The organism is Achromobacter sp. ACM03 (assembly GCF_014851665.1).
Classification (GTDB): domain Bacteria; phylum Pseudomonadota; class Gammaproteobacteria; order Burkholderiales; family Burkholderiaceae_B; genus Achromobacter; species Achromobacter aegrifaciens.
On record NZ_JACVAD010000001.1, the window covers coordinates 1,639,517 to 1,661,672 of the forward strand.

The 22,156-nt window shown below is 67.1% G+C and carries 21 protein-coding genes; 14 read left to right on the forward strand and 7 right to left on the reverse strand.

What is annotated here, in order from left to right; genetic code table 11:
• Nucleotides 1-83: 83 nt before the first annotated feature.
• A complete protein-coding gene (locus IB257_RS07500) occupies nt 84-491 on the forward strand; it encodes a DUF192 domain-containing protein (RefSeq protein WP_225588842.1) in 408 nt (135 codons plus the stop codon).
• Nucleotides 492-576: 85 nt separating this feature from the next.
• Here the strand turns inward: IB257_RS07500 and pcaF are convergent, their stop codons facing one another.
• The 5 genes from pcaF to xseA all read right to left on the reverse strand — a co-directional run bounded on the left by pcaF (nt 577) and on the right by xseA (nt 7,507).
• Nucleotides 577-1,782 carry a 3-oxoadipyl-CoA thiolase gene (pcaF, locus tag IB257_RS07505; protein WP_054452365.1) on the reverse strand — a complete coding sequence of 402 codons (1,206 nt, stop codon included), beginning with the start codon at nt 1,780-1,782 and terminating at the stop codon, nt 577-579.
• Between the two features lie 174 nt (nt 1,783-1,956).
• On the reverse strand, nt 1,957-3,348 hold the full coding sequence (locus IB257_RS07510) for a chloride channel protein (RefSeq protein ID WP_054452367.1): 1,392 nt from the start codon (nt 3,346-3,348) through the stop codon (nt 1,957-1,959).
• A 72-nt stretch (nt 3,349-3,420) separates the two neighbouring features.
• The gene (locus IB257_RS07515) at nt 3,421-5,112 is read right to left on the reverse strand and encodes a methyl-accepting chemotaxis protein (RefSeq protein ID WP_175162969.1); all 1,692 of its coding nucleotides are present in this window, start codon (nt 5,110-5,112) and stop codon (nt 3,421-3,423) included.
• Nucleotides 5,113-5,394: 282 nt separating this feature from the next.
• Nucleotides 5,395-5,973, reverse strand: coding sequence for a superoxide dismutase [Fe] (gene sodB, locus IB257_RS07520; RefSeq protein WP_013394768.1), 579 nt, complete (start codon nt 5,971-5,973; stop codon nt 5,395-5,397).
• A gap of 166 nt (nt 5,974-6,139) precedes the next feature.
• Nucleotides 6,140-7,507, reverse strand: coding sequence for an exodeoxyribonuclease VII large subunit (gene xseA, locus IB257_RS07525; protein ID WP_192492103.1), 1,368 nt, complete (start codon nt 7,505-7,507; stop codon nt 6,140-6,142).
• A gap of 349 nt (nt 7,508-7,856) precedes the next feature.
• On the opposite strand from xseA, the gene IB257_RS07530 reads away from it, so the two are divergent.
• The 10 genes from IB257_RS07530 (at nt 7,857) to rpsT (ending at nt 16,014) form a co-directional block, all read left to right on the forward strand.
• Nucleotides 7,857-8,480 (forward strand): MotA/TolQ/ExbB proton channel family protein, encoded by a 624-nt coding sequence (locus tag IB257_RS07530; protein ID WP_054452372.1) that lies wholly within the window; start codon nt 7,857-7,859, stop codon nt 8,478-8,480.
• The gene (locus IB257_RS07535; RefSeq protein ID WP_054452373.1) at nt 8,477-8,890 is read left to right on the forward strand and encodes a biopolymer transporter ExbD; all 414 of its coding nucleotides are present in this window, start codon (nt 8,477-8,479) and stop codon (nt 8,888-8,890) included. Before IB257_RS07530 ends, IB257_RS07535 begins: the two co-directional genes overlap by 4 nt.
• The gene (gene lpxK, locus IB257_RS07540; protein WP_192492104.1) at nt 8,887-9,927 is read left to right on the forward strand and encodes a tetraacyldisaccharide 4'-kinase; all 1,041 of its coding nucleotides are present in this window, start codon (nt 8,887-8,889) and stop codon (nt 9,925-9,927) included. Before IB257_RS07535 ends, lpxK begins: the two co-directional genes overlap by 4 nt.
• Nucleotides 9,928-9,991: 64 nt before the next feature.
• Nucleotides 9,992-10,174 (forward strand): Trm112 family protein, encoded by a 183-nt coding sequence (locus tag IB257_RS07545; RefSeq protein WP_054452377.1) that lies wholly within the window; start codon nt 9,992-9,994, stop codon nt 10,172-10,174.
• A gap of 10 nt (nt 10,175-10,184) precedes the next feature.
• Nucleotides 10,185-10,949, forward strand: coding sequence for a 3-deoxy-manno-octulosonate cytidylyltransferase (gene kdsB, locus IB257_RS07550; RefSeq protein WP_192354914.1), 765 nt, complete (start codon nt 10,185-10,187; stop codon nt 10,947-10,949).
• Nucleotides 10,950-11,040: 91 nt separating this feature from the next.
• Nucleotides 11,041-11,697, forward strand: a complete 657-nt coding sequence (gene adk, locus IB257_RS07555; protein ID WP_054452380.1) for an adenylate kinase — start codon at nt 11,041-11,043, stop codon at nt 11,695-11,697.
• A gap of 132 nt (nt 11,698-11,829) precedes the next feature.
• Nucleotides 11,830-12,588 (forward strand): 3-hydroxyacyl-CoA dehydrogenase, encoded by a 759-nt coding sequence (locus IB257_RS07560; RefSeq protein WP_054452382.1) that lies wholly within the window; start codon nt 11,830-11,832, stop codon nt 12,586-12,588.
• Between the two features lie 182 nt (nt 12,589-12,770).
• Nucleotides 12,771-14,330: a murein biosynthesis integral membrane protein MurJ gene (murJ, locus tag IB257_RS07565; protein WP_054452384.1), complete on the forward strand. Its 1,560-nt coding sequence runs from the start codon at nt 12,771-12,773 to the stop codon at nt 14,328-14,330.
• A 192-nt stretch (nt 14,331-14,522) separates the two neighbouring features.
• Nucleotides 14,523-15,491: a FecR domain-containing protein gene (locus IB257_RS07570; protein ID WP_175163563.1), complete on the forward strand. Its 969-nt coding sequence runs from the start codon at nt 14,523-14,525 to the stop codon at nt 15,489-15,491.
• 259 nt (nt 15,492-15,750) lie between these two features.
• Entirely contained in the window at nt 15,751-16,014 is a 264-nt protein-coding gene (gene rpsT / locus IB257_RS07575; protein WP_006396042.1) for a 30S ribosomal protein S20, read from the forward strand.
• A 149-nt stretch (nt 16,015-16,163) separates the two neighbouring features.
• Here the strand turns inward: rpsT and IB257_RS07580 are convergent, their stop codons facing one another.
• Entirely contained in the window at nt 16,164-17,036 is an 873-nt protein-coding gene (locus IB257_RS07580; RefSeq protein WP_225588758.1) for a LysR family transcriptional regulator, read from the reverse strand.
• A 208-nt stretch (nt 17,037-17,244) separates the two neighbouring features.
• Between IB257_RS07580 and IB257_RS07585 the strand changes: the two genes are divergently transcribed.
• Genes IB257_RS07585 through IB257_RS07595 form a run of 3 tightly spaced genes read left to right on the forward strand, consistent with a single transcriptional unit; the run spans nt 17,245 to nt 21,227 of the window.
• Nucleotides 17,245-18,816, forward strand: a complete 1,572-nt coding sequence (locus IB257_RS07585; protein ID WP_192492105.1) for a GMC family oxidoreductase — start codon at nt 17,245-17,247, stop codon at nt 18,814-18,816.
• The gene (locus IB257_RS07590) at nt 18,813-20,285 is read left to right on the forward strand and encodes an aldehyde dehydrogenase family protein (RefSeq protein ID WP_225588759.1); all 1,473 of its coding nucleotides are present in this window, start codon (nt 18,813-18,815) and stop codon (nt 20,283-20,285) included. The genes IB257_RS07585 and IB257_RS07590 overlap by 4 nt, the downstream gene beginning before the upstream one ends.
• Before the next feature lie 42 nt (nt 20,286-20,327).
• Complete coding sequence (locus IB257_RS07595) at nt 20,328-21,227, forward strand: catalase (RefSeq protein WP_192492106.1); 900 nt, start codon at nt 20,328-20,330, stop codon at nt 21,225-21,227.
• On the opposite strand, the gene IB257_RS07600 is transcribed toward IB257_RS07595, so the two are convergent.
• Nucleotides 21,185-22,138 (reverse strand): LysR family transcriptional regulator, encoded by a 954-nt coding sequence (locus tag IB257_RS07600; protein ID WP_054452397.1) that lies wholly within the window; start codon nt 22,136-22,138, stop codon nt 21,185-21,187. The two genes, IB257_RS07595 and IB257_RS07600, sit on opposite strands and share 43 nt — an antisense overlap.
• Between the last annotated feature and the right edge of the window lie 18 nt (nt 22,139-22,156).

Below are 22,156 nucleotides of genomic sequence, written 5' to 3' on the forward strand. Positions count from 1 at the left end.
CCGTTTTAAATCCTGTCAGCCTCACGTTGTTCAAGACAGCGTTCTTCAGAAACTTCCTGCCGAAAGCCCTGGCAGCCATCGCCATGGCCCTGCCTCTGGCGGCCAGCGCACAGCAAACCGGACCGCAAGCCCCGCTGCCCACCACCCAGCTTTCGGCCGGCATCCATATTATCCGCGCAGAAGTCGCGAACACGGAAGCGACCCGCCGCGACGGCCTGATGTTCCGCAAGGAGCTGCCCGGCAACGACGGCATGCTGTTCGTCTTCGAACAGCCCGACGTGCAGTGCTTCTGGATGCGCAACACCATCCTTCCGCTCTCGATTGCCTTTATCGCCGACGATGGCACGATCGTCAACATTGAAGACATGCCGCCGCAGACCGAAGACCCGCACTGCGCCAAGAAGCCGGTGCGCTACGCGCTGGAAATGGCCCAAGGCTGGTTCGAACAGCACGGCATCAAGGCCGGCAAGAAGCTGGACGGCCTGCCCTGAGGCGAACCGCCGGCGGATATGAAAAGGGAGCCTGCAGGCTCCCTTTTCGTTCCTGCGCGCAGCAAGCCGCTGCGCGCCAGCCCGATTACACGCGTTCGATGATCAGCGCGATGCCCTGGCCCACGCCGATGCACATGGTGCACAGCGCGTAACGGCCGCCGGTGCGGTGCAACTGATTGATCGCGGTGGTGGCCAGGCGTGCGCCGCTGGCGCCCAGCGGATGGCCCAGGGCGATCGCGCCGCCGTTGGGGTTCACGCGCGGGTCGTTGTCGGCGATGCCCAACTGGCGCAGCACGGCCAGGCCCTGGGCGGCAAACGCCTCGTTCAGTTCGATGACGTCCATCTGCGCAAGCGTAAGGCCGGTCTGGGCCAGCACCTTCAGCGTGGCGGGCGCCGGGCCGATGCCCATGATGCGCGGCGCGACGCCGGCCGTGGCCATGCCGACCACGCGGGCGCGCGGGGTCAGGCCATGGCGGGCGGCGCCCTTTTCGTCGGCCAGCAGCAGCGCAGCCGCGCCGTCGTTGACGCCCGAGGCGTTGCCGGCAGTGACGGTGCCGCCTTCGCGGACCACGCCCTTCAGCTTGGCCAGCGCTTCCAGCGTGGTTTCACGCGGGTGCTCGTCCTTGCTGACGATGATCGGGTCGCCCTTTTTCTGGGCGATCGACACCGGCACGATCTCGGTGTCGAAGAAACCTTCCTTCTGCGCGCGCGCGGTCTTCTGCTGGCTGGCCAGCGCGAACAGATCCTGGTCTTCGCGGTTGATCTTGAAATCGTCGGCGACGTTCTCGGCCGTTTCGGGCATCGAGTCCACGCCGTATTGCGCCTTCATCAGCTTGTTGATGAAGCGCCAGCCGATGGTGGTGTCGTAAATCGCGGCATTGCGCGAGAACGCGCTGTCGGCCTTGCCCATGACAAAGGGCGCGCGGCTCATGCTTTCCACGCCGCCGGCCAGCATCAGGCCGGCTTCGCCAGCTCGGATGGCGCGGGCAGCGCCGCCGATGGCGTCCAGGCCCGAACCGCACAGGCGGTTGACGGTGGCGCCGGGCACTTCGATCGGCAGGCCGGCCAGCAGCGTGGCCATGCGGGCCACGTTGCGATTATCTTCGCCCGCCTGGTTGGCGCAGCCCATGATGGCGTCGTCCAGTTCTTCCCAGCGCACGCCAGGATTGCGCGCCACCAGCGCCTTGATGGCTACGGCAGCGAGATCGTCGGGGCGCACGGAAGCCAGCGCGCCGCCGTAGCGGCCGAAGGGGGTGCGGATCGCATCACAAATAAAAGCATGCACGGTCATGGGAGGCTCGAAGTCAGTGAGAAAAAATCCGGATCGGGCGATCTTAACGCAGCGCTTTCGCGCCAAGTTGGTGCGCCTGCGGGATGTCCGCTGCACGGACAGTGTCCAATGGCTGTTCACCCTGCCTGTGCGCGCCCCGTGCACCGCGCCGGGGCGCGGGCGCGGCTTATGGACTCACGCCGGCGGCTTGGCGGCGCGTCCGGCATCGACGATGGCTTGCCGGCGGAAACGCCCCGCAGCCAGGTGGTAGAAGGGTTGCGGGCAGAATTGGCGCGACACGCCGGAAGCCAGCAGAGAGCCGACCAGCAGCCAGAACAGCATGGGCTGGCTGCCCGTCATTTCCATCACCACCACGCTGGCGGTCAGCGGCGCCTGGGTCGCGGCGGCCAGGAACGCGGCCATCGAGATCAGCACCAGCACGCGATGGTCGACGCCCTCTCCCGCCAGTTGCCAGATGTGATGGCCGATGCCGGCACCGGTGGTCAGGGCCGGCGTGAAGATGCCGCCCGGTATGCCCGCCCAATAGGAGGCGACCGTCGCGGCCAGCTTGGCCAGCCCGAAGCTCGCGGGTGCAGTGTCCTTGCCCGACAGCAGGTCCGCGGCCACGCCATATCCCGTGCCGTAGACGCTGCCGGCGGTAGCCAGTCCGATCATGGCCAGGATCAGGCCCATGATGAAGGCGGTCCAGATTGGATGGGCGCGGATCCAGGCGCGCCAGGACTGTGGCGCGCTGCCAGCAGCCCCCTTGCCGAGCAGGCGGGCGAATATGCCGCCCAATGCGCCATTGAGCGCCGCGCAGATGGCCACCCACATCACCATGCCATGCGTCAGCGGCGCGCCGCCGAACACGCCGAAATAGGGATTGTTGCCGACCACGGCCACGACCAGGAAGCCCGAGGCCAGCACGCCGATCAACACCAGCCGCTGCCAGCGCAGCACCGTGCCGCGCCCAAGCTCCTCGATGGCGAAGATGACGCCGGCCAACGGCGCGTTGAAGGCGGCCGCCAGGCCGCCCGCGGCGCCGGCGGCAATCAGTTCGTTGGCGTGAAAGCCGCGCAGCTGCACGCCGCGACGTTTCCAGAAGTCGCCCCAGGCCAGCATCAAGGCCGCGCCCACCTGCACGGACGGCCCTTCGCGGCCGATCGAGGCGCCGGCCAGCATGCCGCCGAACGCAAGAGGAATTTTCCAGAGGGTCTGCCCCAGCGCCACCAGGCTGTTCTGGCTGGCGCCCGGCGGCAGCGACAAGGCGCCGATGACCTGGGGAATGCCACTGCCGGACGCATTGGGCGCGAAGCGCAAAGTCAGCCAGCGCAAGGCCGCCAGGCTCAGCGGCAGGACCAGCAAGGCCAGCCAGCCGTTGTAGGCGACCCACTCGCGGTTCCATTCCAGCGCCTTGTCGGCCAGATAGGCAAAGCCCAGCGACATCAGCGCCACCAGGCCGGCGCCCCCCAGCAGCAGCCCCATCTGCACGCTCTTGCGCGACAGGCGGTTGATCTGGCGCACCTTGCGATGCGCCCATCGGCGCGGGCCGGCCAGCAGCCGGCGTAGAGGGTCGGGCAGGTTCATGGGCAGAAGCCGGCGCGGTTGAAAGTGGCTAACCTTACCACTCCCACCTGACCGCCAGCCCACAGCGCAGGATCAGAACGTCGACCAGTCGTCGTCAGAGGCCTGCGCCAGCGCGGGACGCGCCACCGGCGCGGCCGGCTTGCGCGGCGCCGCAGGCACCGCCTGCACCAGACGGACCTGGGCTTCACGGGCCGATCCGCTGCCGGCTTCGACCTTGAAGCGGCGCACTTCCTGCGCCAGGCGCGTGGCCTGTTCCTGCATGCTGGCCGCCGCCGCAGCCGCCTCTTCCACCAGCGCGGCGTTCTGCTGCGTCACGGTGTCCATCTGCGCCACGGCCTGGTTGACCTGGCCGATGCCGGCGGACTGCTCTTCCGAAGCGCTGGCGATTTCGCGCACCAGCGTGGCGACCTGGCGCACGCTGTCCACCACTTCGCGCATGGTGCGGCCGGCTTCGTCGACCTGGCGCGTGCCGCCCTCGACGCGCGTGACCGACTCGTCGATCAAGGCCTTGATCTCCTTCGCGGCCACTGCGGAGCGCTGCGCCAGCGTGCGCACCTCGCCCGCCACCACGGCGAAGCCGCGGCCCTGCTCGCCGGCGCGCGCCGCTTCCACGGCTGCGTTGAGCGCCAGGATGTTGGTCTGGAAGGCGATGCCGTCGATCACGCCCGTGATGTCGGCAATGCGGCGCGAGCTGTCGGAGATCGCGCTCATGGTCTGGACCACGCCCTCCACCACTTCGCCGCCGCGCACGGCCACGCTGGAAGCCTGGTTGACCAGCCGGTCGGCTTCGCTGGCGTTGTTGGCGTTCTGCTGCACGGTGCTGGTCAGCTGCTCCATCGACGCCGCGGTTTCCTCGAGCGACGAGGCCTGCTCCTCGGTGCGCTGCGACAGGTCTGCGTTGCCCTGCGCGATCTGCGAGGACGCCGAGGCGATGCTCTCACAGCCGTCGCGCACGTCCTTGACGATGCGCGCCAGGCTTTCGTTCATGGTCTTGAGCGCGCCCATCAGGTCGCCGGTTTCGTCGCGCGTGGCGACCTGGATGTCGGTCGTCAGGTCGCCGGCCGCAACCTGGCGCGCCGCCGTCACGGCCTGTTCCAGCGGACGCACGATGCCGCGTGTCACCAGCCAGCCCAGCAACATGCCGACCGCCACGCCGATCACGGCCAGGGCGACCATGACGGCGCGCAACGTTTCATACAGATCCGTGCCGCTCTGCACGGTCTGGGCGGCGGCGTTTTCCTTGGTCTTCGCCAAGGTCGTCATGAGGTCATCCAGCTTCTGCGACGAAGCGATCACGCGCGCCTCGATTTCGGCAACGCGCGGATCGGCCTGGGTCAGCGGCCGCGCCTGGGCGGCGGCGAAGAAGGCCGCGGACTCGCGCTTCCAGACCTGCTCGGTCTCGGTGAACTGCGCCAGCGCGCGCTTGCCTTCTTCGGAATAGAAGTTGGCCGCAGCCTTTTCACGCAGCGCGTCCATGTTGGCGACGGCGTCGTCGAACTGCTTGCGCAGGGCCTGGCGTTCCTGGTCGGTGGACGCGGCCAGGTAGCCGTTGCGGGCGCGGCCCGCATAGATCAGATTGATGTTGGCTTCCTTGACGTCCGAGATGCCGCGCAGCTCGGTGTCGTAAAGCCGGTCGTTCATTTCATTGATGCGCGCCAGGCCCCAGACCCCGAAGCCGCCAATCGCACCGCCTATCACCGCCACCAGCAAAAACGCGCCCGACAGGCGCGCGCCGATGCGCAAACCCGAAAATAACCGCAACATGCTTCCCTTCCCTGTAAGTACCACGGTTTATGGCGGGCATGCCGCGGCCGTGGACCCCGTGGTTCAGTCGCCGACCGGGGCCAACGATAGTGGCTGGCAAACCTAGGGATTACCCGGAAGAAAAGCCGGTTTGTTCTTCATTTCCCCGCAATGAATTCGACAATCGACAGGGATTTCGCAGGCTGAATTTTTCCTGAACAAAAAAGAAAACCCCACGCTTGCGCGAGGGGTTGATCAGCAGGAGCCGCGACGCTGACGCCGCGGCGGGCCTGGCTTTGCCTATCAGGCGAAGTTCTTGGCCGCGAATTCCCAGTTCACCAGCGCCCAGAAGTTTTCCAGGTACTTGGGACGGGCGTTGCGGTAGTCGATGTAGTAGGCGTGTTCCCACACATCACAGGTGAGCAGCGGCTTGTCGGCCGTGGTCAGCGGGGTGGCGGCGTTGCTGGTGTTGACGATGTCGACCGAGCCGTCGGCCTTCTTGACCAGCCAGGTCCAGCCCGAACCGAAGTTGCCGGCGGCCGACTTGTTGAAGGCTTCCTTGAAAGCGTCGAAGCTGCCCCACTTGGCGTTGATGGCGTCAGCCAGCTTGCCGGTCGGCGCACCGCCGGCCTTGGGAGCCAGGCTGTTCCAGTAGAACGTGTGGTTCCAGATCTGGGCGGCGTTGTTGAAAATGCCACCCGAGGACTTCTTGACGATGTCTTCCAGCGACAGCGTTTCGAATTCCGTGCCCGGGATCAGGTTGTTCAGGTTCGTGACGTAGGTCTGGTGATGCTTGCCGTAGTGGAACTCCAGCGTTTCCTTGGAGATGTGCGGAGCCAGCGCGTCCAGTTCGTAAGGCAGGGGGGGAAGAGTATGTGCCATGTGAGGTTCCTTCTGTTGAGTGCACGATCAAGCCGTTCAATTGTATCGGCAACTACTGAGGATACCGCGTTAACCCCCCGCCCGCGCGGGGTTAAGGGACGCATCTGCTTATGACTGGAAGCATGTGTTCATGACAGCGGCCCCAAGCGCGCGCGACCGCCCTCTTTCAGGAAGCCTCGCGCGTCTCGCGGCTGCGCGTGACCGCGACTTCGGCTCCGCCCTGCGCGAAGCTCAGGTCCAGCGCCTGCCCCGCCGTCAGCGCGGCCCCGTCCCGCACGATGCGGCCCTGTTCGTCGCGCGCGATGGCGTAGCCGCGGGCCAGTGTGTTGCCCGGATCCAGCGCGCGCAATTGCGCCGTGGCGGCGGCCAGCCGGTTGCGCCGCTGCACCAGCAGCCGCGCATGCGCCTGGCCGAGCTGGCGTGCCGCGCCGGCCAACCGGTCGGCCGCGCGGCCCGTGTCGGGTACGCGATGCGCCAGACGCTGCGTCAGCAGATTGACGCGCGCGGCGCGGCGCTCCTGGGGACCGGACCAGGCGGTGGCCAGGCGGAAACGCAGGCTGTTCAGGCGCTCCCGCTGATGTTCGAGCCGTTGGGCCGGAGACACCAGTTGCGCGGCGGCGCGGTCCAGCCGCTGGGCAGCGCGTTCCAGGCGGCGCTGCTGACCGCGCGTCATGGCCTCTGCCGCCTGCATGACCCGGCCCAGCAATTCCGAACGCGGCACGCAGGCCAGTTCGGCGGCTGCGGTCGGCGTCGGCGCGCGCACGTCGGCCACGAAATCGACGATGGTGAAATCCGTCTCGTGCCCCACCCCGCTGATGACGGGGATTGCGCTGGCCGCAACCTCGCGGGCCAAGGCTTCGTCGTTGAAGCTCCAAAGATCCTCGATGCTGCCCCCGCCGCGCACCAGCAGCAGCGTATCGACCTCGGCGCGCTGGTTGGCCATGCGCACCTGGGCGGCCAGCCGCCCGGCGGCGTCCGCCCCCTGGACCGGCGCGGGGTAGATGAACACGGGCACCTGGGGTGCGCGGCGCGCCAGCGCTGACAGCACGTCCCGCAACGCCGCGGCATGCAGGGACGTCACCACGCCGATCGCCCGCGGCAGGCGCACGGGTTCGCGCTTGGCGGCGGGATCGAACAGGCCTTCGGAAGCCAGTTGCTCCTTCAGGCGCAGAAACGCCTCGTACAGATTGCCTAGTCCGGCCCGCCTCATGGCGTCAGCCTGCAGCTGATAGTCGCCACGGGGCTCGTAGAGCGACACGCGGGCCCGGATTTCGACCTGATCACCGGCCCGCGGCGTGAAACCCACCGCACTGGCGCGGCTTCTGAACATGACTGCCCGCACGGAGGCCCGGCTGTCCTTGAGCGTGAAGTACCAATGCCCGGAAGCCGCCGCCGTGAAGTTGGAAATCTCTCCACGCACCCATAGCGCCGGGATGCTGCGCTCCAACAACTGCCCCACAGCTTGATTCAGCTGGGCAACCGTCAGGATATCCCGCGCAAATACGTTGTTTGTGACTGTAGATTCAATTGTCATGGGGCTTTCCGATGCGTACCTGTCCACAGGAGCCGCGTAGCGGGCCGCAATCATACCGCGTCCCAGCAGATTTTCCCCAACCGGCCCGAAAGCCAGCAAATTCGAACTAAATCATTGATTTTTATATAACTTTATTGAAAACAAAGCTGCTCGAAATTGAAGCAAACAAGTGCAAGCCCTGTGCCCACAAGCACTTCCGGGAAGTTTTGCACAGAATTATCCACAAGATCTGTGGATAGATTGGGGGTCGTACCGACTTGCCACACCCCCGCCGCACCGTTACAGTTTCGGCTTGATCAGATGCCGGTTCGCGCCGCCTTGCGCACCGGTCCCCCGGGAGTTGAACGCTTTGCTTTCCATACTGCGCGAGGCCGGCTGGCCGATATGGCCCCTGCTGGCGACATCCGTCCTGGGCCTGGCGCTGATCTTCGAGCGCTTCCTCTCCCTGCGCCGCGGCCTGGTCATGCCGCGCGGCCTGAGCGACCAAGTGGCTGAAATGCTGCGCAACCGCCAGGACACTCCCGACGCGATCAACCGCCTGGAGCGCAACTCGCCGCTGGGCCGGATCCTGGCCGAGGTAATGCGTCACCGCCACCTGCCGCGCGAGGAACTGCGCAACGTGGTCGAGGATACCGGCCGCGCCGTCGCCCACGACCTCAGCCGCTACATCTCCGCCATCGGCACCATCGCCGTGGTCGCGCCCCTGATGGGCCTGTTCGGCACCGTGGTCGGCATGATCGAGATCTTCGGCTCCTACACCCCCGGCGGCGGCGATCCCGCGCAACTGGCGCGCGGCATCTCGATGGCGCTGTACAACACCGGCTTCGGCATCCTCATCGCCATTCCCGCCATGATCGCGCACCGCTATCTGCGCGGCCGTGTGGACGGCTACCTCAGCGCCATGGAACAGACCGCGTCGCGCCTGGTCCGCGCCGTCTCCCCCGGGTCCGCCATGCGCGAGGGCCGTTCATGAATTTCCGCGGCCCCCGCGGCGAGCGCGATGAGCTGGATATCAACCTGATTCCGCTCATCGACGTGCTGCTGGTCATCCTGATCTTCCTGGCGGCAACCACCTCCTTCGCGCGCTTCACCCAGCTGAAGGTGACGCTGCCCCAGGCCTCGATGGAACAGGACACGCCTCCGGCGCTGGAAGTCGCCGTCAGCCAGGACGGGCGCTACGCGCTCAACGGCACGCTCATCGACGTCTCCACGCCGCCCGAAATCGCCGAGGCCTTGCGCCAGGCCGCCGCCGGCAAGACCGAACCGCTGGTCGTCATCAACGCCGACGCCCAGGCCACCCACCAGTCCGTGATCAACATCATGGAAGCCGCCCGGCTGGCTGGCATCGGCCGCGTCAACTTCGCCGCGCAGACCACCCGGTGACCGCCAAGCGCGCCTCGACGCTGCTGGCGCGCCAATGGCAGCACGGCGGCTGGCTCTCCAATCTGCTGCTGCCGCTGTCCAGGCTGACCGCCTGGGAAGTGGCGCGCAAGCGCCAGCGCTACCTGGACGGCACCCGCCGCTCGTACCGCGCCCCCGTTCCCGTCGTGGTGATCGGCAATGTCTACGTCGGCGGCACGGGCAAGACCCCCATGGTCATCGCCACCGTCGAAGCGTTGCGGGCCCGCGGCTACACCCCCGGGGTCGTCAGCCGCGGCTACGGCGTCAAGGTCGGGCCGCACGCCCGCGTCGGGCTGGGCCAACTCGAAGCCGCCCGCTTTGGCGATGAACCCGCGCTGATCGCCCGCGCCACCGGGGCGCCGGTTTCCGTGCACCCGAAGCGCGCCCTGGCCGCCCAGGCCCTGCTGCAGGCGCACCCCAAGGTGGACGTGATCGTGTCGGACGACGGCCTGCAGCATCTGGCGCTGGCGCGCGACATCGAAATCGTGGTGCAGGACGAGCGCGGCGTGGGCAATGGCCGCCTGCTGCCGGCGGGCCCCCTGCGCGAGCCCGCCGAACGGCTCCGGGAGGTCGACGTGGTCGTGACGAACATCGGCACCCCCGACGGCCAGCCCCAAACCGGGGGCAGCGTCCGGCCGCGGCAAGTCCGCATGTGGCTGGAACCGGGCGATACGCGCCAGGTCTCGGGCCGCGGCGCGCGCCCCCTGGCCGCCTTTGCCGGCCAGCCGCGCATCGCGGCGGCGGCCGGCATCGGCAATCCGGAACGCTTTTTCACCACCCTGCGCGGCGCCGGCATCCAGCTGGAAACCGCGCTCGCCCTGCCCGATCATCACGATTACGCCGAGTCGCCCTTCCAGGCGCTGACAGCCGAGGCCATCCTGGTCACCTCCAAGGACGCGATCAAATGCGCCGCCCTGGACGATCCGCGGCTGTGGGAAGTGCCCGTGCGCGCCGGCTTCTCCGATCCGCAACTGTTCGACTGGCTGGCGCAGGCGCTGCGCCAGCCAGTCCGGACCTAGCAAACCGTCCGCCTGGCAGCGCCGCGCGGCCCGGCCCCCGGCAAACTGCTTTAGAATTCCGGTCATGGAATCCCGCCTACTCGACATCCTCGTCTGCCCGCTGTGCAAGGGCCGCCTCGAACACGACCGGCAGCAAGCCGAACTGGTTTGCCGCGCCGACCGCCTGGCCTTCCCTGTGCGCGACGGCATCCCCGTCATGCTGGAATCGGAAGCCCGCGCGCTGGACGACGCCCCCGCTTCCCACTGAACCGCCGAGCATGAGCTTCATCGCCCTGATCCCGGCGCGCACCGCCTCGACCCGGTTGCCCGACAAGCCGCTGGCCGACATCGCCGGCAAGCCCATGGTCGTGCGCACCGCCGAACGCGCGGCGCTGTCCGGCGCTTCCCGCGTCTATGTGGCCACGGACGACGTCCGCGTGCAACAGGCGGCGCAGGCGCACGGGCTGCAGGCGCTGATGACCCGCGCCGACCACCCGACGGGCACCGACCGCCTGGCCGAAGCCGTGGAGCAACTGGGCCTGCCTGACGACGCCATCGTGGTCAATGTGCAGGGCGACGAGCCCCTGATCGAACCCGAACTCATCGACGCGGTCGCGGCCAAGCTGCAAGCCAGCCCCGAGGCCGACATCGCGACCTGCGCCTGTCCCCTGGCCAACGCCGAGGCCCTGTTCAACCCCAACGTGGTGAAGCTGGTCTGCGCCGCGAACGACCGCGCGCTGTATTTTTCACGCGCCCCGATCCCCTGGGCCCGCGATGCGCTGGCCTCGGGCGAACGCGTGCTGGCCGACGGCCTGCCGGCCTGGCACCACATCGGCCTGTACGCGTACCGGGTGTCGTTCCTGCGCCGCTATCCGTCCCTGCCGCAGGGCGCGCTGGAACGTTTCGAATCTCTGGAGCAGCTGCGCGCCATGGAACACGGCCACGTCATCGTCGTCCATCGGACGTCCAACCCTCCTGCCGCAGGCGTAGATACCCCGGCAGATCTGGAACGCGTCCGACTGGTCTACAGCAAGCAGATATAAGGGTTATTTCCTATGGCGCGGCTCCGCATCGGCTGCTGCATTGCGGCATAATTCCCCGGATCACAAAAAATACACCCCTTCAGGAGCACTCATGCGTCTCATCTTGCTCGGACCTCCCGGCGCCGGCAAAGGCACCCAGGCCGCGTTTCTCACCCAACACTTCGGCATTCCCCAGATTTCCACCGGCGACATGCTGCGCGCCGCGGTCAAAGCGGGCACGCCGTTGGGCATTGAAGCCAAAAAGGTCATGGATGCCGGCGGTCTGGTTTCCGACGAGATCATCATCGGCCTGGTACAGGACCGTCTGAAGCAGCCCGACTGCGCCAACGGCTACCTGTTCGACGGTTTCCCCCGCACCATCCCGCAGGCGGACGCGCTCAAGAGCGCCGGCGTCAAGCTGGACTACGTGGTGGAAATCGAAGTCCCCGAAGAAGACATCATCGAACGCATGAGCGGCCGCCGCGTGCACCAGCCCAGCGGCCGCAGCTACCACGTGCGCTTCAACCCGCCCAAGGTCGAAGGCCGTGACGACGTCACCGGCGAAGAGCTGATCCAGCGCGACGACGACCGCGAGGAAACCGTGCGCAACCGCCTGGCCGTGTACCGCGACCAGACCCGCCCCCTGGTCGACTACTACTCGTCCTGGGCGCAGCAGAATCCCGCCGACGCGCCGAAGTACCGCAAGATCTCCGGCGTCGGCGCGGTCGAAGAAATCAAGGCGCGCCTGTTCGAAGCCGTCCAAGGCTGATCGGCGCCTCGATGGCTCACAGGCCTTCGGCGCTGGCACCGGAACGCAACGCGTCCGGCCGGCCCCGAAGGCCTAGTCATATCCGGCGCCTGCCGCGCCGCTTTCATCCCTAGAACTACTGGTGGTAGACACATGGAAATCGCGAACAAGGTATTCATCGTCACGGGCGGCGCGTCCGGACTGGGCGCCGGCACGGTGCGCATGCTGGTCGAAAACGGCGCCAAGGTCGTCATCGCCGACGTGCAGGACGAGCCGGGCTCGGCCCTGGCCAAGGAACTGGGCCAGCGCTACGTCCACTGCGACGTGACCCAGGAAGCCGACGGCAAGAACGCCGTAGCCGCCGCGCTCGAGCTGGGCTCGCTCTTTGGCCTGGTGAACTGCGCCGGTGTAGCGCCCGCCGCCAAGATCGTGGGCAAGAACGGCGCGCATCCGCTGGAACTGTTCCAGAAGGTCGTGTCGATCAACCTGATCGGCAGCTTCAACATGATGCGCCTGGCCGCCGAGGCCATGAGCGCCAACGCGCCCGAACCCACCGGCGAACGCGGCGTGATGATCAACACCGCCTCCGTCGCGGCCTTCGACGGCCAGATCGGCCAGGCCGCGTACGCCGCCTCCAAGGCCGGCGTGGCCGGCATGACCCTGCCCATTGCGCGCGACCTGTCCAAGACCGGCATCCGCTGCATGACCATTGCCCCGGGCATCTTCGGCACGCCCATGATCTTCGGCATGCCGCAGGAAGTGCAGGACTCGCTGGCCGCCAGCATTCCCTTCCCCGCCCGCCTGGGCCGCCCGGAAGACTACGCCAAGCTGGTCCACAGCATCATCACCAACGACATGCTCAATGGCGAAACCATCCGCCTCGACGGCGCCATCCGCATGCCGCCGAAATAATGCCCCCACGCTTCGCCCGCTGCGCGGGCTCTCTGCCCCCCGAGGGGGCTCTTTTTCCCTTGGGGCGGCCCAAGGGAAAAAGGCGCTCCGGCGTAGAGAAAAAACGTAGGGCGAAGTGTTGCCCCATTCAAGGGGCAATGTTGGTTATGGGGCCTGCCGGCCCCCTTTTTACGTAGTCCTCCATGAGCCTGTTTCGTTCGGCGGCCACGGTCAGCAGCTTCACCCTGCTGTCCCGCATTTCCGGCCTGATCCGCGACATCCTGGTGGCCCGCGCTTTCGGCGCCGGCCCCATCACCGACGCCTTCTGGGTCGCTTTCCGCATTCCCAACCTGCTGCGCCGCCTGTTCGCCGAAGGAGCCTTCGCCCAGGCCTTCGTGCCCATCCTGGGCGCCGCGCGCAACAACCGTTCCGAAGCCGAAGTCCGCACCCTGCTGGACCGCGTGGCGCTGCTGCTGACCGCGGCGCTGATGCTCATCACCCTCATCGGCATTGTCGCCGCACCCTGGGTGGTATCGGCCATGGCCAGCGGCCTGCGCGGAGCCGCCCGCGACACCGAATTCGGCGCCGCGGTATGGATGACGCGGGTGATGTTCCCCTATATCTTCTGCATGTCGCTGATCGCGTTCGCCTCGGGCGTGCTCAATACCTGGCGGCGCTTTGCCGTGCCGGCTTTCACGCCGGTGCTGCTCAACCTGGCGATGATCGCGGCCTGCATCTGGCTCGCGCCGCGCATGGACGTGCCGGTCTACGCGCTGGCCATCGGCGTCATGATCGGCGGCGTCGCGCAACTGGCTGTGCAATGGATCGCCCTGGCCCGGCTCGGCCTGACGCCACGCTTCACCCTGCGGTTCCGCGAGGCCTGGGGCGACCCCACGGTGCAGCGCATCCTCAAGCAGATGGCGCCCGCCACCCTGGGCGTCTCGGTCGCGCAGATCTCGCTCTTGATCAACACCAACATCGCCACCTGGCTCACGCCGGGCAGCGTTACCTGGCTGTCATTCGCCGATCGCCTGATGGAATTCCCCACGGCGCTGCTGGGCGTGGCGCTGGGCACGGTGCTGCTGCCCAGCCTGTCGGCCGCCCATGCCCGCGACGACCACGGCGGTTACAGCGGACTGCTGGACTGGGGCCTGCGCCTGGTGCTGCTGCTGGGCCTGCCGGCGGCGGTGGGCATGGCGCTGCTGTCCGACGGCCTGGTCGCCACCCTGTTCCACTACGGCGCCTTCGCCGCCCAGGACGTAAGCCAGACCCGGCTGGCGGTCATTTCCTATTCCGCCGGACTGATCGGTCTGCTGGCGGTGAAGATCCTGGCGCCCGGCTTCTACGCCAAGCAGGACATCCGCACGCCGGTGAAGATCGCCATCGGGGTGCTGATCATGACGCAGTTGATGAACCTGGTGCTGGTGCCTCTGATGGCGCATGCCGGGCTGGCCCTGGCAATCGGCCTGGGCGCCTGCCTGAATGCGCTGGCGCTGCTGATCGGCCTGCGCCGCCGCGGCGTCTACCAGCCCGGGCCCGGCTGGGCGGCGTTCGCGCTGCGCCTTTTGCCCGCCTTGGCGGCGCTGGCGGCCTTGCTCTGGTATGCGGACGGACGCATCGACTGGATCGCCCTGCAGGCCCACTCCGGTCAGCGGGTGGCCTGGCTGGCTGGCGTGCTGGCGGCCAGCGGCGCGGTCTACTTCGGAATGTTGTTACTGTTTGGGTTCCGCCCTAGGGACTTCGGCCGACGTCCGGCGCGCTAAGTTCGGACAATCTGCCTATATACACGTCAAAAGCCGGTCTAGTACCGGCTTTTTTTGCATTAGATTCGTCAAGAATTGACAATCAGCCGGTAATCTTTGGTAAAAAACCTTTATTATTTACAAATTGCCATCGAAAGGATCCCCCTTGAAGCACTGCGGGGACATGAAGTGAAGTACGCCCAAGGACAACCCATGGCGGACCAGGTAATCAATTGGCTGCTGTTATTGCGCTCCGGCAAGGCGACCGCCCAGGACTATAACGACTTCCTGGCGTGGCGCGCTGCCGACCCAGCCCACGAGAACGCCTGGCAGCAGCTGACCGGCTCGCTGGAAGGATCGACGTTCGGCCGGCTTGGCGACGCCTATCCCGCCGGCTACGCGACCACCGGCCCGGCCATCCCGCATCTCGCGGCCCCTCCCGGCCCCGCCATTGCGCCCCCTCGCCGCCGTTTTCTGGCCGGCGCGCTGGCGCTCGCCGGTACCGGCGCCTGCGCCGCCTACGTGGGCAATGCCTTCTATCCCCTGGGTAACGTCGCGGCGGATGCCGCCACGGCCACGGGCGAGCGTCGCCGCTACGTGCTGTCCGACGGCAGCCAACTGCTGCTGGACGCGCGCAGCCGCGTTAACCTGGACTTCACTCCCGCGTATCGCCAGGTCCGCCTGCTGGACGGCGCCGTGACGGTGTCGGTGGCTCCTGACGCGCGCCGCCCTTTCCTGGTCCAGACGGCAGAAGGCACGGTCCGCGCGCTGGGCACCCGTTACATGGTGCGCCAGCAAGCCCAGCGCACCCTGGTGGTGGTGCATGAGCACGAGGTCGAGGTCGAAACCATGTCCGGGGCCCACGGCACCGTCCGCGCCGGCACCGGCGCCCGGTTCGACGCGGCCCGCATGGACACCCCGCGCGCCGAACTCATGGCCGAAGCCGCCTGGGAAGCCGGCTGGGTCGAAGCCCGCGGCCGCCCGCTGGCCGAAGTGATCGCCGCCCTGCGCCCCTACCGCAGCGGCACGCTGCGAGTATCCATGGCCGCTGGCGGCCTGCCGGTATCCGGCCACTTCCCGCTGGACGACACCGACGCCGCGCTCGATACGCTGCGCGACATCATGCCCATCCACGTCCGCCGTTTCACGCCCTGGTTCGTCTCCATCAGCGTCGCCACCTGACAACGCCGGCATTCGCCCCGTGCCGCCGGAGCGGCTTCGTTGTATACTAAGCACGGTGTTTTTATCCAGTAGGCGCCACGGGTTTTCCTCAAACGCATGAGGACCATCCGCAAGGGCTCTCCAGCCCAGGGAATTCCTCCCGCAGCGCCCCCCGCCCGGTTGACGGGCGCTCCATCGGCTGATCAAACATTAAAAGCTTGCATTCCCGTAGGGACTTGCTACAATGTTCGACTTTGCCGAATTCAACTTATATAGCAACATGGCCAATACCGCCCAAGCCCGCAAGCGCGCTCGCCAATCCGTTGAGCGCAACAAGCACAATTCCAGCCTGCGCTCGATGCTGCGCACCGCCATCAAGCGCGTTCGCCAATCCATCGCCGCTGGCGACAAGGCTGCGGCTGGCGAAGTGTTCCAGAAGGCCTCCAGCGTGATCGATCGCGTGGCCGACAAGAACATCATCCACAAGAACAAGGCCGCTCGCCACAAGAGCCGCCTGGCTGCCGCCATCAAGGCGCTGGCCTAAGCCATTCTGCCGCCCTGTTTTCAGGGCGTCACGAATACGGCAAATGAAAAAGGATGCCCATGGGCATCCTTTTTTGCGTTTCGGGCTGCCGCAAAGGCTCTATTTTGCGGCGTCCATATACTCCCCTTTGCCCCTTGCGCCCGCCGCGGCTATAAATGCGCCGCGATCCGCTCGGCGAAGAAATCGATGAACGCGCGCACCCGGGCAACCTCCGCCGATCGGGGCGGCCATAGCAGCGAAACGCTGCCCCGGTTTTCCGTGTAATCCTCGAGCACCGGCCGCAGCCGCCCCGCCGCCACGTCTTCCTTTACCAGGTAGCTGGGCGCCTGCACGATCCCCAAGCCGCCGATCGCCGCGGATGCCAGGGCCTCGCCATCATTCAATATGCTGGAGGGTTTGAATACCCTGCCCGACGGCTCTCCCTTGAAAGCCCAGGTTTCCGTCCTGCCAGTCGTTGGAAACCGATAGTAGATACAGCAATGCTCACTGAGATCCGCAGGCGTACGCGGCGTGCCGCGCTGGGCCAGGTAGGCGGGCGAGGCGCAAGTCGTGAACGCGTGCGGGCCGATGTTGCGGGCCTGCAGCCCTGAATCCTCCAGTTCGCCCAGGCGCAATACGAGGTCGTATCCGTCCTCGATCACGTCGACGATCAGGTCGTCCAGGTTGATGTCGACCATCACCTCGGGAAAGCGCGCGTGGAAGTCGCTGAGCGCCGGCAACACGATCCTGCGGCCCATCACCGTGGGAACACTGATCTTGAGCCGGCCGCGGGGCGCGTTCTGCACCAGCTGCAACTCGCGCTCCGCCTCCTGGAGATCCTTCAGGATCTTGCTGACATAGCGGTACAGGACCTCGCCTTCACCGGTCGGCCCCAGAGAGCGCGTACTGCGATGCAGCAGCCGCACGCCCAGCTTGAGCTCCAGCCTTTCAACCGCCTTGCCCGCCGCGGACGCGGACAGGCCCAGCTTGCGCCCGGCCGCAGCGAAACTGCCGGACTCCACCGTGGCCGCGAAGGCCACCATTCCACTGAACGATTCGATCGAAAAGGTTCCGGACATATGTTCGCGACTCTAAAGACCGCCACCCGTCTTCTGTCGGAGGCGGTACCGATGAATGATGCATCCCAATGGGATGCCGGGCTGAACGCTGGCTACAGCTGATTCGATCAGCCGTCGATGCGCTTGAACCTCCGATCCTGACACAAGGCTGGAATTTTTAGAGGAGACCACAATGAATACAGGACTACGCCACCCTTCGGCGTCAGAAAATTCAGACTTTCAGCACGCTGCCTTCGACATCATCGTGGTGGGAGGCGGTTCGGCGGGCGCCGTGCTGGCCAGCCGCCTGAGCGAGGATCCCGCCCGCCGGGTACTGCTGCTCGAGGCCGGCCAGGCCTATCCGCCCCACGCCTACCCGGACGCCGTCCGCGCCCAGAACATCATCGGCGGCGACGCCAAACACGACTGGGGATACGTGTCCCAGCCAGGCTGGGGCGGAAAGTCCTTCCCGGTTCCGCGGGGCAAGGTGCTGGGCGGCTCCTCGGCCGTGAATGCCGGCGTCTGGATGCGCGCGCCCGCAGCCGACTTCGAGCGCTGGACCCGAGCAGGACTGCCGCATTGGTCCATCACCGACGCGCTGCCATTCTTCCGCGGCAGTGAATGGACCGCCTCGGGCGCGGACCAATGCCATGGCCGCACCGGCCCGGAGCCGGTGCACCAGTTGCAGGACGACGAAATCTCCGACATGCAGCGCGCGTTCCTGGTTTCGGCCCAGATGGCGGGCCATGCCCGCGTGCAGGACTTCAACAGCGACGCGCCTTTCGGCGTCGGCCCCTACCCGATGAACAACCGCATGGGCCAACGGCTGAACACGGGTATGACCTACCTGTCGGACGTCGTGCGCGCCCGACCCAACCTGACGATCTACAGCGAGACGCTGGCGGACCGCGTCGAGATTGAAAATGGCCGGGCGCAGGCCGTGATCCTGGCCGATGGCGAGCGGATCGCAGCCGGCGAAGTCGTACTCGCGGCTGGGACGTATGGATCGGCGGCCATCCTGCTTCGCTCCGGCATCGGGCCGGCGGCGGACCTCAAGGCCCTGGACATCCCCCTGGTCGCCGATCTTCCGGTCGGCCTGCGACTGCAGGAGCATCCCTTCTACTTCACGGTCTGGGCCGCGCATCCCGACCGGCTGGGGCTGCCCATCCCGCCGGTTGGCGCCATCCTGTGGACCCGGTCATCCCGGGCCGGGCCCGGCGACGGCGACCTGCATGTCAGCGCAGTGCATTATGGCGACCCCGCCGACTCGCCCACCGGCGCAATCTTCATGCTGGCCCTGGCGCTGACTCGTCCCAGCTCCATCGGCAGCCTCAAGCTGCAAGACCGCGATCCCCGCACTGCGCCGCTCATCGACCTCAACATCCTGGGGACTGCGCGCGATCGGAAACTGATGGTCGAAGGCATTCAATTGATCCGCCGGATCGCGAGCCAGGGCCCGCTGTCCGAGATCATCGCTCAGGAGCTCGTGCCGGGCCCCGCCGCAGCGGACGCTGCGGCGCTGGAAGCGGCCCTGCCGACAGCGTTGGACATCTATCACCACCCCACCTCGACCGCCCCCATGGGCGGCGACGGCGATCCTGGCGCGGTAACGGACTATCAGGGACGCGTGCGCGGCATCGCCAGACTGCGAGTCGCGGACGCATCCTGTTTCCCGGACGTCCCCTCCGTCGCCACCAATCCCACCGTAGTCATGCTGGCCGAACGCGTCAGCCACTGGATCAGGAACACGGAGGCCAGATCATGAAAGATGCCGCAAACACCGCCTGGACCCGCAAGGCCTACAACTGGATCGGCGGCGTCCAGCGCTCCGAAGGCGCCCTGAGGGAATCGATCGACCCTGCCACCTACAACATCATCGGCCACTACCCCGACAACGGCTTGGCGGCGGCAAAGTCGGCCGTCACGGCAGCCGTACGCGCCTTCCGCACGACGCCTTGGGCCCATGACCACGAACTGCGCGCCCGCGTGCTGGAGCAGTTGGCGCGGGCATTCGAGCGCAACCGCGACCGGCTGCTGGACATCCTCTCCCTCGAAAACGGCAAGATCAAGGGCGAAGCCGGCTTCGAGCTCGACATGATTCCAAGCAAGCTGCGCTACGCGGCCGCCGCCGCCCTGCTCGAAAGCGGCCGGGCGCTGACGCCCAGGCCCGGCAGCATTTCCATGGTCCTGCGCCAACCCATGGGCGTAGCGGCGGTGATCGCGCCCTGGAATTCACCGGCCGTGCTGACGATACGGTCGCTGGCGCCGGCGCTGGCGGCCGGCTGCACGGCGGTCGTCAAGCTGCCCGGCCAGGTGGCGCAAACAGCCAGCTTCATGGCCGAGATCATGGCCGAGGCGGAGGACCTTCCGGACGGCGTGATCAATCTGTTCTTCGAAAGCGGACCCGATGGCTCCGCCTATCTGGTGGACTCGCCCTTGGTTCCCGTCATCAGCTTCACCGGCTCCACCCGCACGGGCCGCGCGATCAGCGCCGCCGGCGCCAGGCACTTGAAGCGCTTCGGCATGGAACTCGGCGGCAAGACTCCCATGATCCTGTTCGATGACGCGGACGTGGACGCGGCGCTGCCCGTGCTTGAAAAGGCCTTGACTGTCTTCAGCGGCCAGTTCTGCATGCCCGGCTCCCGCTTGCTGGTCCAGGACGGCATCTACGCCAAGGTTCGCGACGGACTCGCCTGCCGGCTGCGCAAGGTCAAGGTCGGCCCGGCTGCCGATCCGGACAGCGACATGGGGCCGCTGATCGACCGCGCCAGCGTCGAACGCGTCGACCATGCCGTCGTCCTAGCGATCGCCGCGGGCGCCACGGCAGTCGAGCGCGGCGGGCCGGTGGACACAGGCCCGCTGGCCAGCGGCGCCTTCTACCGCCCCACGCTCCTGGAGGTGACCGAAAACAGCCTGGCCATCGTCCAGCAAGAAACTTTCGGCCCGGTGTTGACGATCCAGCGCTTTGCCGACGAGGCCGAAGCCATACGCCTGGCCAACGACAGCGAATACGGCCTGGCCGCCAGCGTCTGGACCCGCGACGTCGAGCGGTCGCTGCGTGTCGCGCAAGCCATCGACGCAGGTTCGGTATGGATCAACGACTGGGCCAAAGTCTACGACAGCACCGAGGAAGGCGGCTTCAAGCAATCCGGGCTGGGACGCCTGAATGGCGTGGCCGCGCTGGAGGACTTCATCGAATACAAGCACATCGCGCTCAAATCCGGCCTCGGCTAATGCCGACCGGCCAGAACGTCCATTAGAAAAAAGGAGGCTCCCATGCCGGATTCCATCGCCGCAAAGCTGATTGACGCGCTCCATGCGGGCGCGGATGTCCCGCCAGGCTGCCGCGTCAATCACGCGCGCGGACTGCTTGTGGAAGGCAGATTCCTTGGCGTGCCCCGGGCAGCGCAATTCTGCGCTTCGCCCATGTTCAACGACGCTGAGCAGCCGCTCCTCGCCCGATTCTCGGACTCCGGCCCCGACCCGCGGATTCGCCAGGACAGTCCGCAAGCCGAACCGCGCGGCCTGGCCGTGCGTATCGGACAGGGTTCGCAGTTGGTGCTCGTAGGCCACTCGATCGAAGGTTTTCCCGCACAAGACCCGCAGACGTTTCTTGCATTCATACAGGCCCTGAACACGCAGCACACCGCCCCCGAGGCGTTGCAAGCCCATCTGGCGACCAATGCGCCGGCGCAACGCTTCGGCCAACTGCAGCAAGACGCCCTGCCCACGGGCTACGCCTCCCGCAGCTATCACATGCTTCATTCCTACCGCCTGACCGCCGCGGATGGCGGAACGCGAACTGGCAGGTTGACGATCCGGGGCAGGAACGCCGATGGCGCTCACAAGGCCCTGACCGGTCGGAACTGTATGGACGAGGCCTTGCGCCATGCAATGGCGGCGGGCCCGGTGGCACTGGAACTGGCGTTTACCCCGGAGCCGGAACGAGGCACGACGGACGACCCGTCCACGGGCTGGCCAGGGCATGGCGGCTCGCTGCTCCTGGGATATCTGATGCTGGAACGCCTTGCGCCAGATCAGGACGCACAGCGCACCCTGGTATTCGACCCTTCCATCCTGCCTGCCGGCATCGCGTTCGCGGGCGACCCGTTGCTGAAGGCGCGCTTGCAGGCCTACCGGCTGGCGGCAGAGCGACGACTGCGCGGCACTTCCTGATCCAGGCCAGACGCCAGGCGGCTCCGGGCCGCCTGCGCCGCCTCGCGCAACGACGCCATCAATGCATCCACCAGCGGATTGCCCGGCCGGTGCTCCGGAAACACCACGCTGACCCGGAACGGAAACGAGCGCGCCAAGGGGCGGATATGCAGGCCCCGGCCGGCAAAATCCAGCGCAGTCAGCGGGTTCACGATGGCCAGGCCCAGGCCCTGGCGCACGAAGGTACACACAGACACGGCAGTCGTCGTCTCGACGATGGACCGCCGCAGCACGCCGGCTTCGGCAAAGGCTTCGTCGATCTGGATACGGTAGGGATCGCTGGAGGACAGGCTGACGAACGCATGGCCTTCGAAATCGGCCAGCTCGATGCGCTGCCTGCCCAGGAGTTCGTGGGCGTCGGGCAGCACGCAGACTTCGTCCACTTCCAGCAGCAGCTCCACGCGCGTGCCGGCCGGCGCCGCGTCGTGCTCGGTCAGGCCCAGGTCGTAACGCTGGGCGCTCAGCCATTCCTCCAGGAAGGGCGATTCCTGGGTTTCCAGCGCCAGGCTCACCCCGGGATGGCGCTCATGGAAACGCCGGAACGCGTCCGGCAGGATCGAATGGGAAAAGACCGGCAGCGCGATCACCGACAGTTGCCCGCCCTTGTAGGCCCGCAGGCGGGCCGCGGCCGAAGCGACCCGTTCCAGGCCGGCGTAGGACTGGCGGACCTCGTCGAACAGCGCCAGGCCCGGCATGGTGGGCCGCAGCCGCCCTGCCACCCGGTCGAACAGCGTGAAGCCTATGCCCTGCTCCATGCGCGCCAGCTCGCGGCTGACGGTCGGCTGGGAAGAGCCCAGCAGCTCGGCCGCCTTGGTCACGCTGCCGGCGATCATGACCGCACGGAAGACTTCGATTTGCCGGTGCGTCAGCATCGCCTACCCATATCAAAA

Coding starts and splice junctions, on each gene's coding strand:
- IB257_RS07585 (WP_192492105.1), top strand. CDS start 17,245: ATGAATACAGGACTACGCCACCCTTCGGCGTCAGAAAATTCAGACTTT.
- IB257_RS07515 (WP_175162969.1), bottom strand. CDS start 5,112: ATGTTGCGGTTATTTTCGGGTTTGCGCATCGGCGCGCGCCTGTCGGGC.
- IB257_RS07510 (WP_054452367.1), bottom strand. CDS start 3,348: ATGAACCTGCCCGACCCTCTACGCCGGCTGCTGGCCGGCCCGCGCCGA.
- IB257_RS07580 (WP_225588758.1), bottom strand. CDS start 17,036: ATGGTGGCCTTCGCGGCCACGGTGGAGTCCGGCAGTTTCGCTGCGGCC.
- adk (WP_054452380.1), top strand. CDS start 11,041: ATGCGTCTCATCTTGCTCGGACCTCCCGGCGCCGGCAAAGGCACCCAG.
- rpsT (WP_006396042.1), top strand. CDS start 15,751: ATGGCCAATACCGCCCAAGCCCGCAAGCGCGCTCGCCAATCCGTTGAG.
- IB257_RS07570 (WP_175163563.1), top strand. CDS start 14,523: ATGGCGGACCAGGTAATCAATTGGCTGCTGTTATTGCGCTCCGGCAAG.
- sodB (WP_013394768.1), bottom strand. CDS start 5,973: ATGGCACATACTCTTCCCCCCCTGCCTTACGAACTGGACGCGCTGGCT.
- murJ (WP_054452384.1), top strand. CDS start 12,771: ATGAGCCTGTTTCGTTCGGCGGCCACGGTCAGCAGCTTCACCCTGCTG.
- IB257_RS07590 (WP_225588759.1), top strand. CDS start 18,813: ATGAAAGATGCCGCAAACACCGCCTGGACCCGCAAGGCCTACAACTGG.
- IB257_RS07535 (WP_054452373.1), top strand. CDS start 8,477: ATGAATTTCCGCGGCCCCCGCGGCGAGCGCGATGAGCTGGATATCAAC.
- IB257_RS07560 (WP_054452382.1), top strand. CDS start 11,830: ATGGAAATCGCGAACAAGGTATTCATCGTCACGGGCGGCGCGTCCGGA.
- IB257_RS07600 (WP_054452397.1), bottom strand. CDS start 22,138: ATGCTGACGCACCGGCAAATCGAAGTCTTCCGTGCGGTCATGATCGCC.
- IB257_RS07500 (WP_225588842.1), top strand. CDS start 84: ATGGCCCTGCCTCTGGCGGCCAGCGCACAGCAAACCGGACCGCAAGCC.
- pcaF (WP_054452365.1), bottom strand. CDS start 1,782: ATGACCGTGCATGCTTTTATTTGTGATGCGATCCGCACCCCCTTCGGC.
- xseA (WP_192492103.1), bottom strand. CDS start 7,507: ATGACAATTGAATCTACAGTCACAAACAACGTATTTGCGCGGGATATC.
- kdsB (WP_192354914.1), top strand. CDS start 10,185: ATGAGCTTCATCGCCCTGATCCCGGCGCGCACCGCCTCGACCCGGTTG.
- IB257_RS07595 (WP_192492106.1), top strand. CDS start 20,328: ATGCCGGATTCCATCGCCGCAAAGCTGATTGACGCGCTCCATGCGGGC.
- IB257_RS07545 (WP_054452377.1), top strand. CDS start 9,992: ATGGAATCCCGCCTACTCGACATCCTCGTCTGCCCGCTGTGCAAGGGC.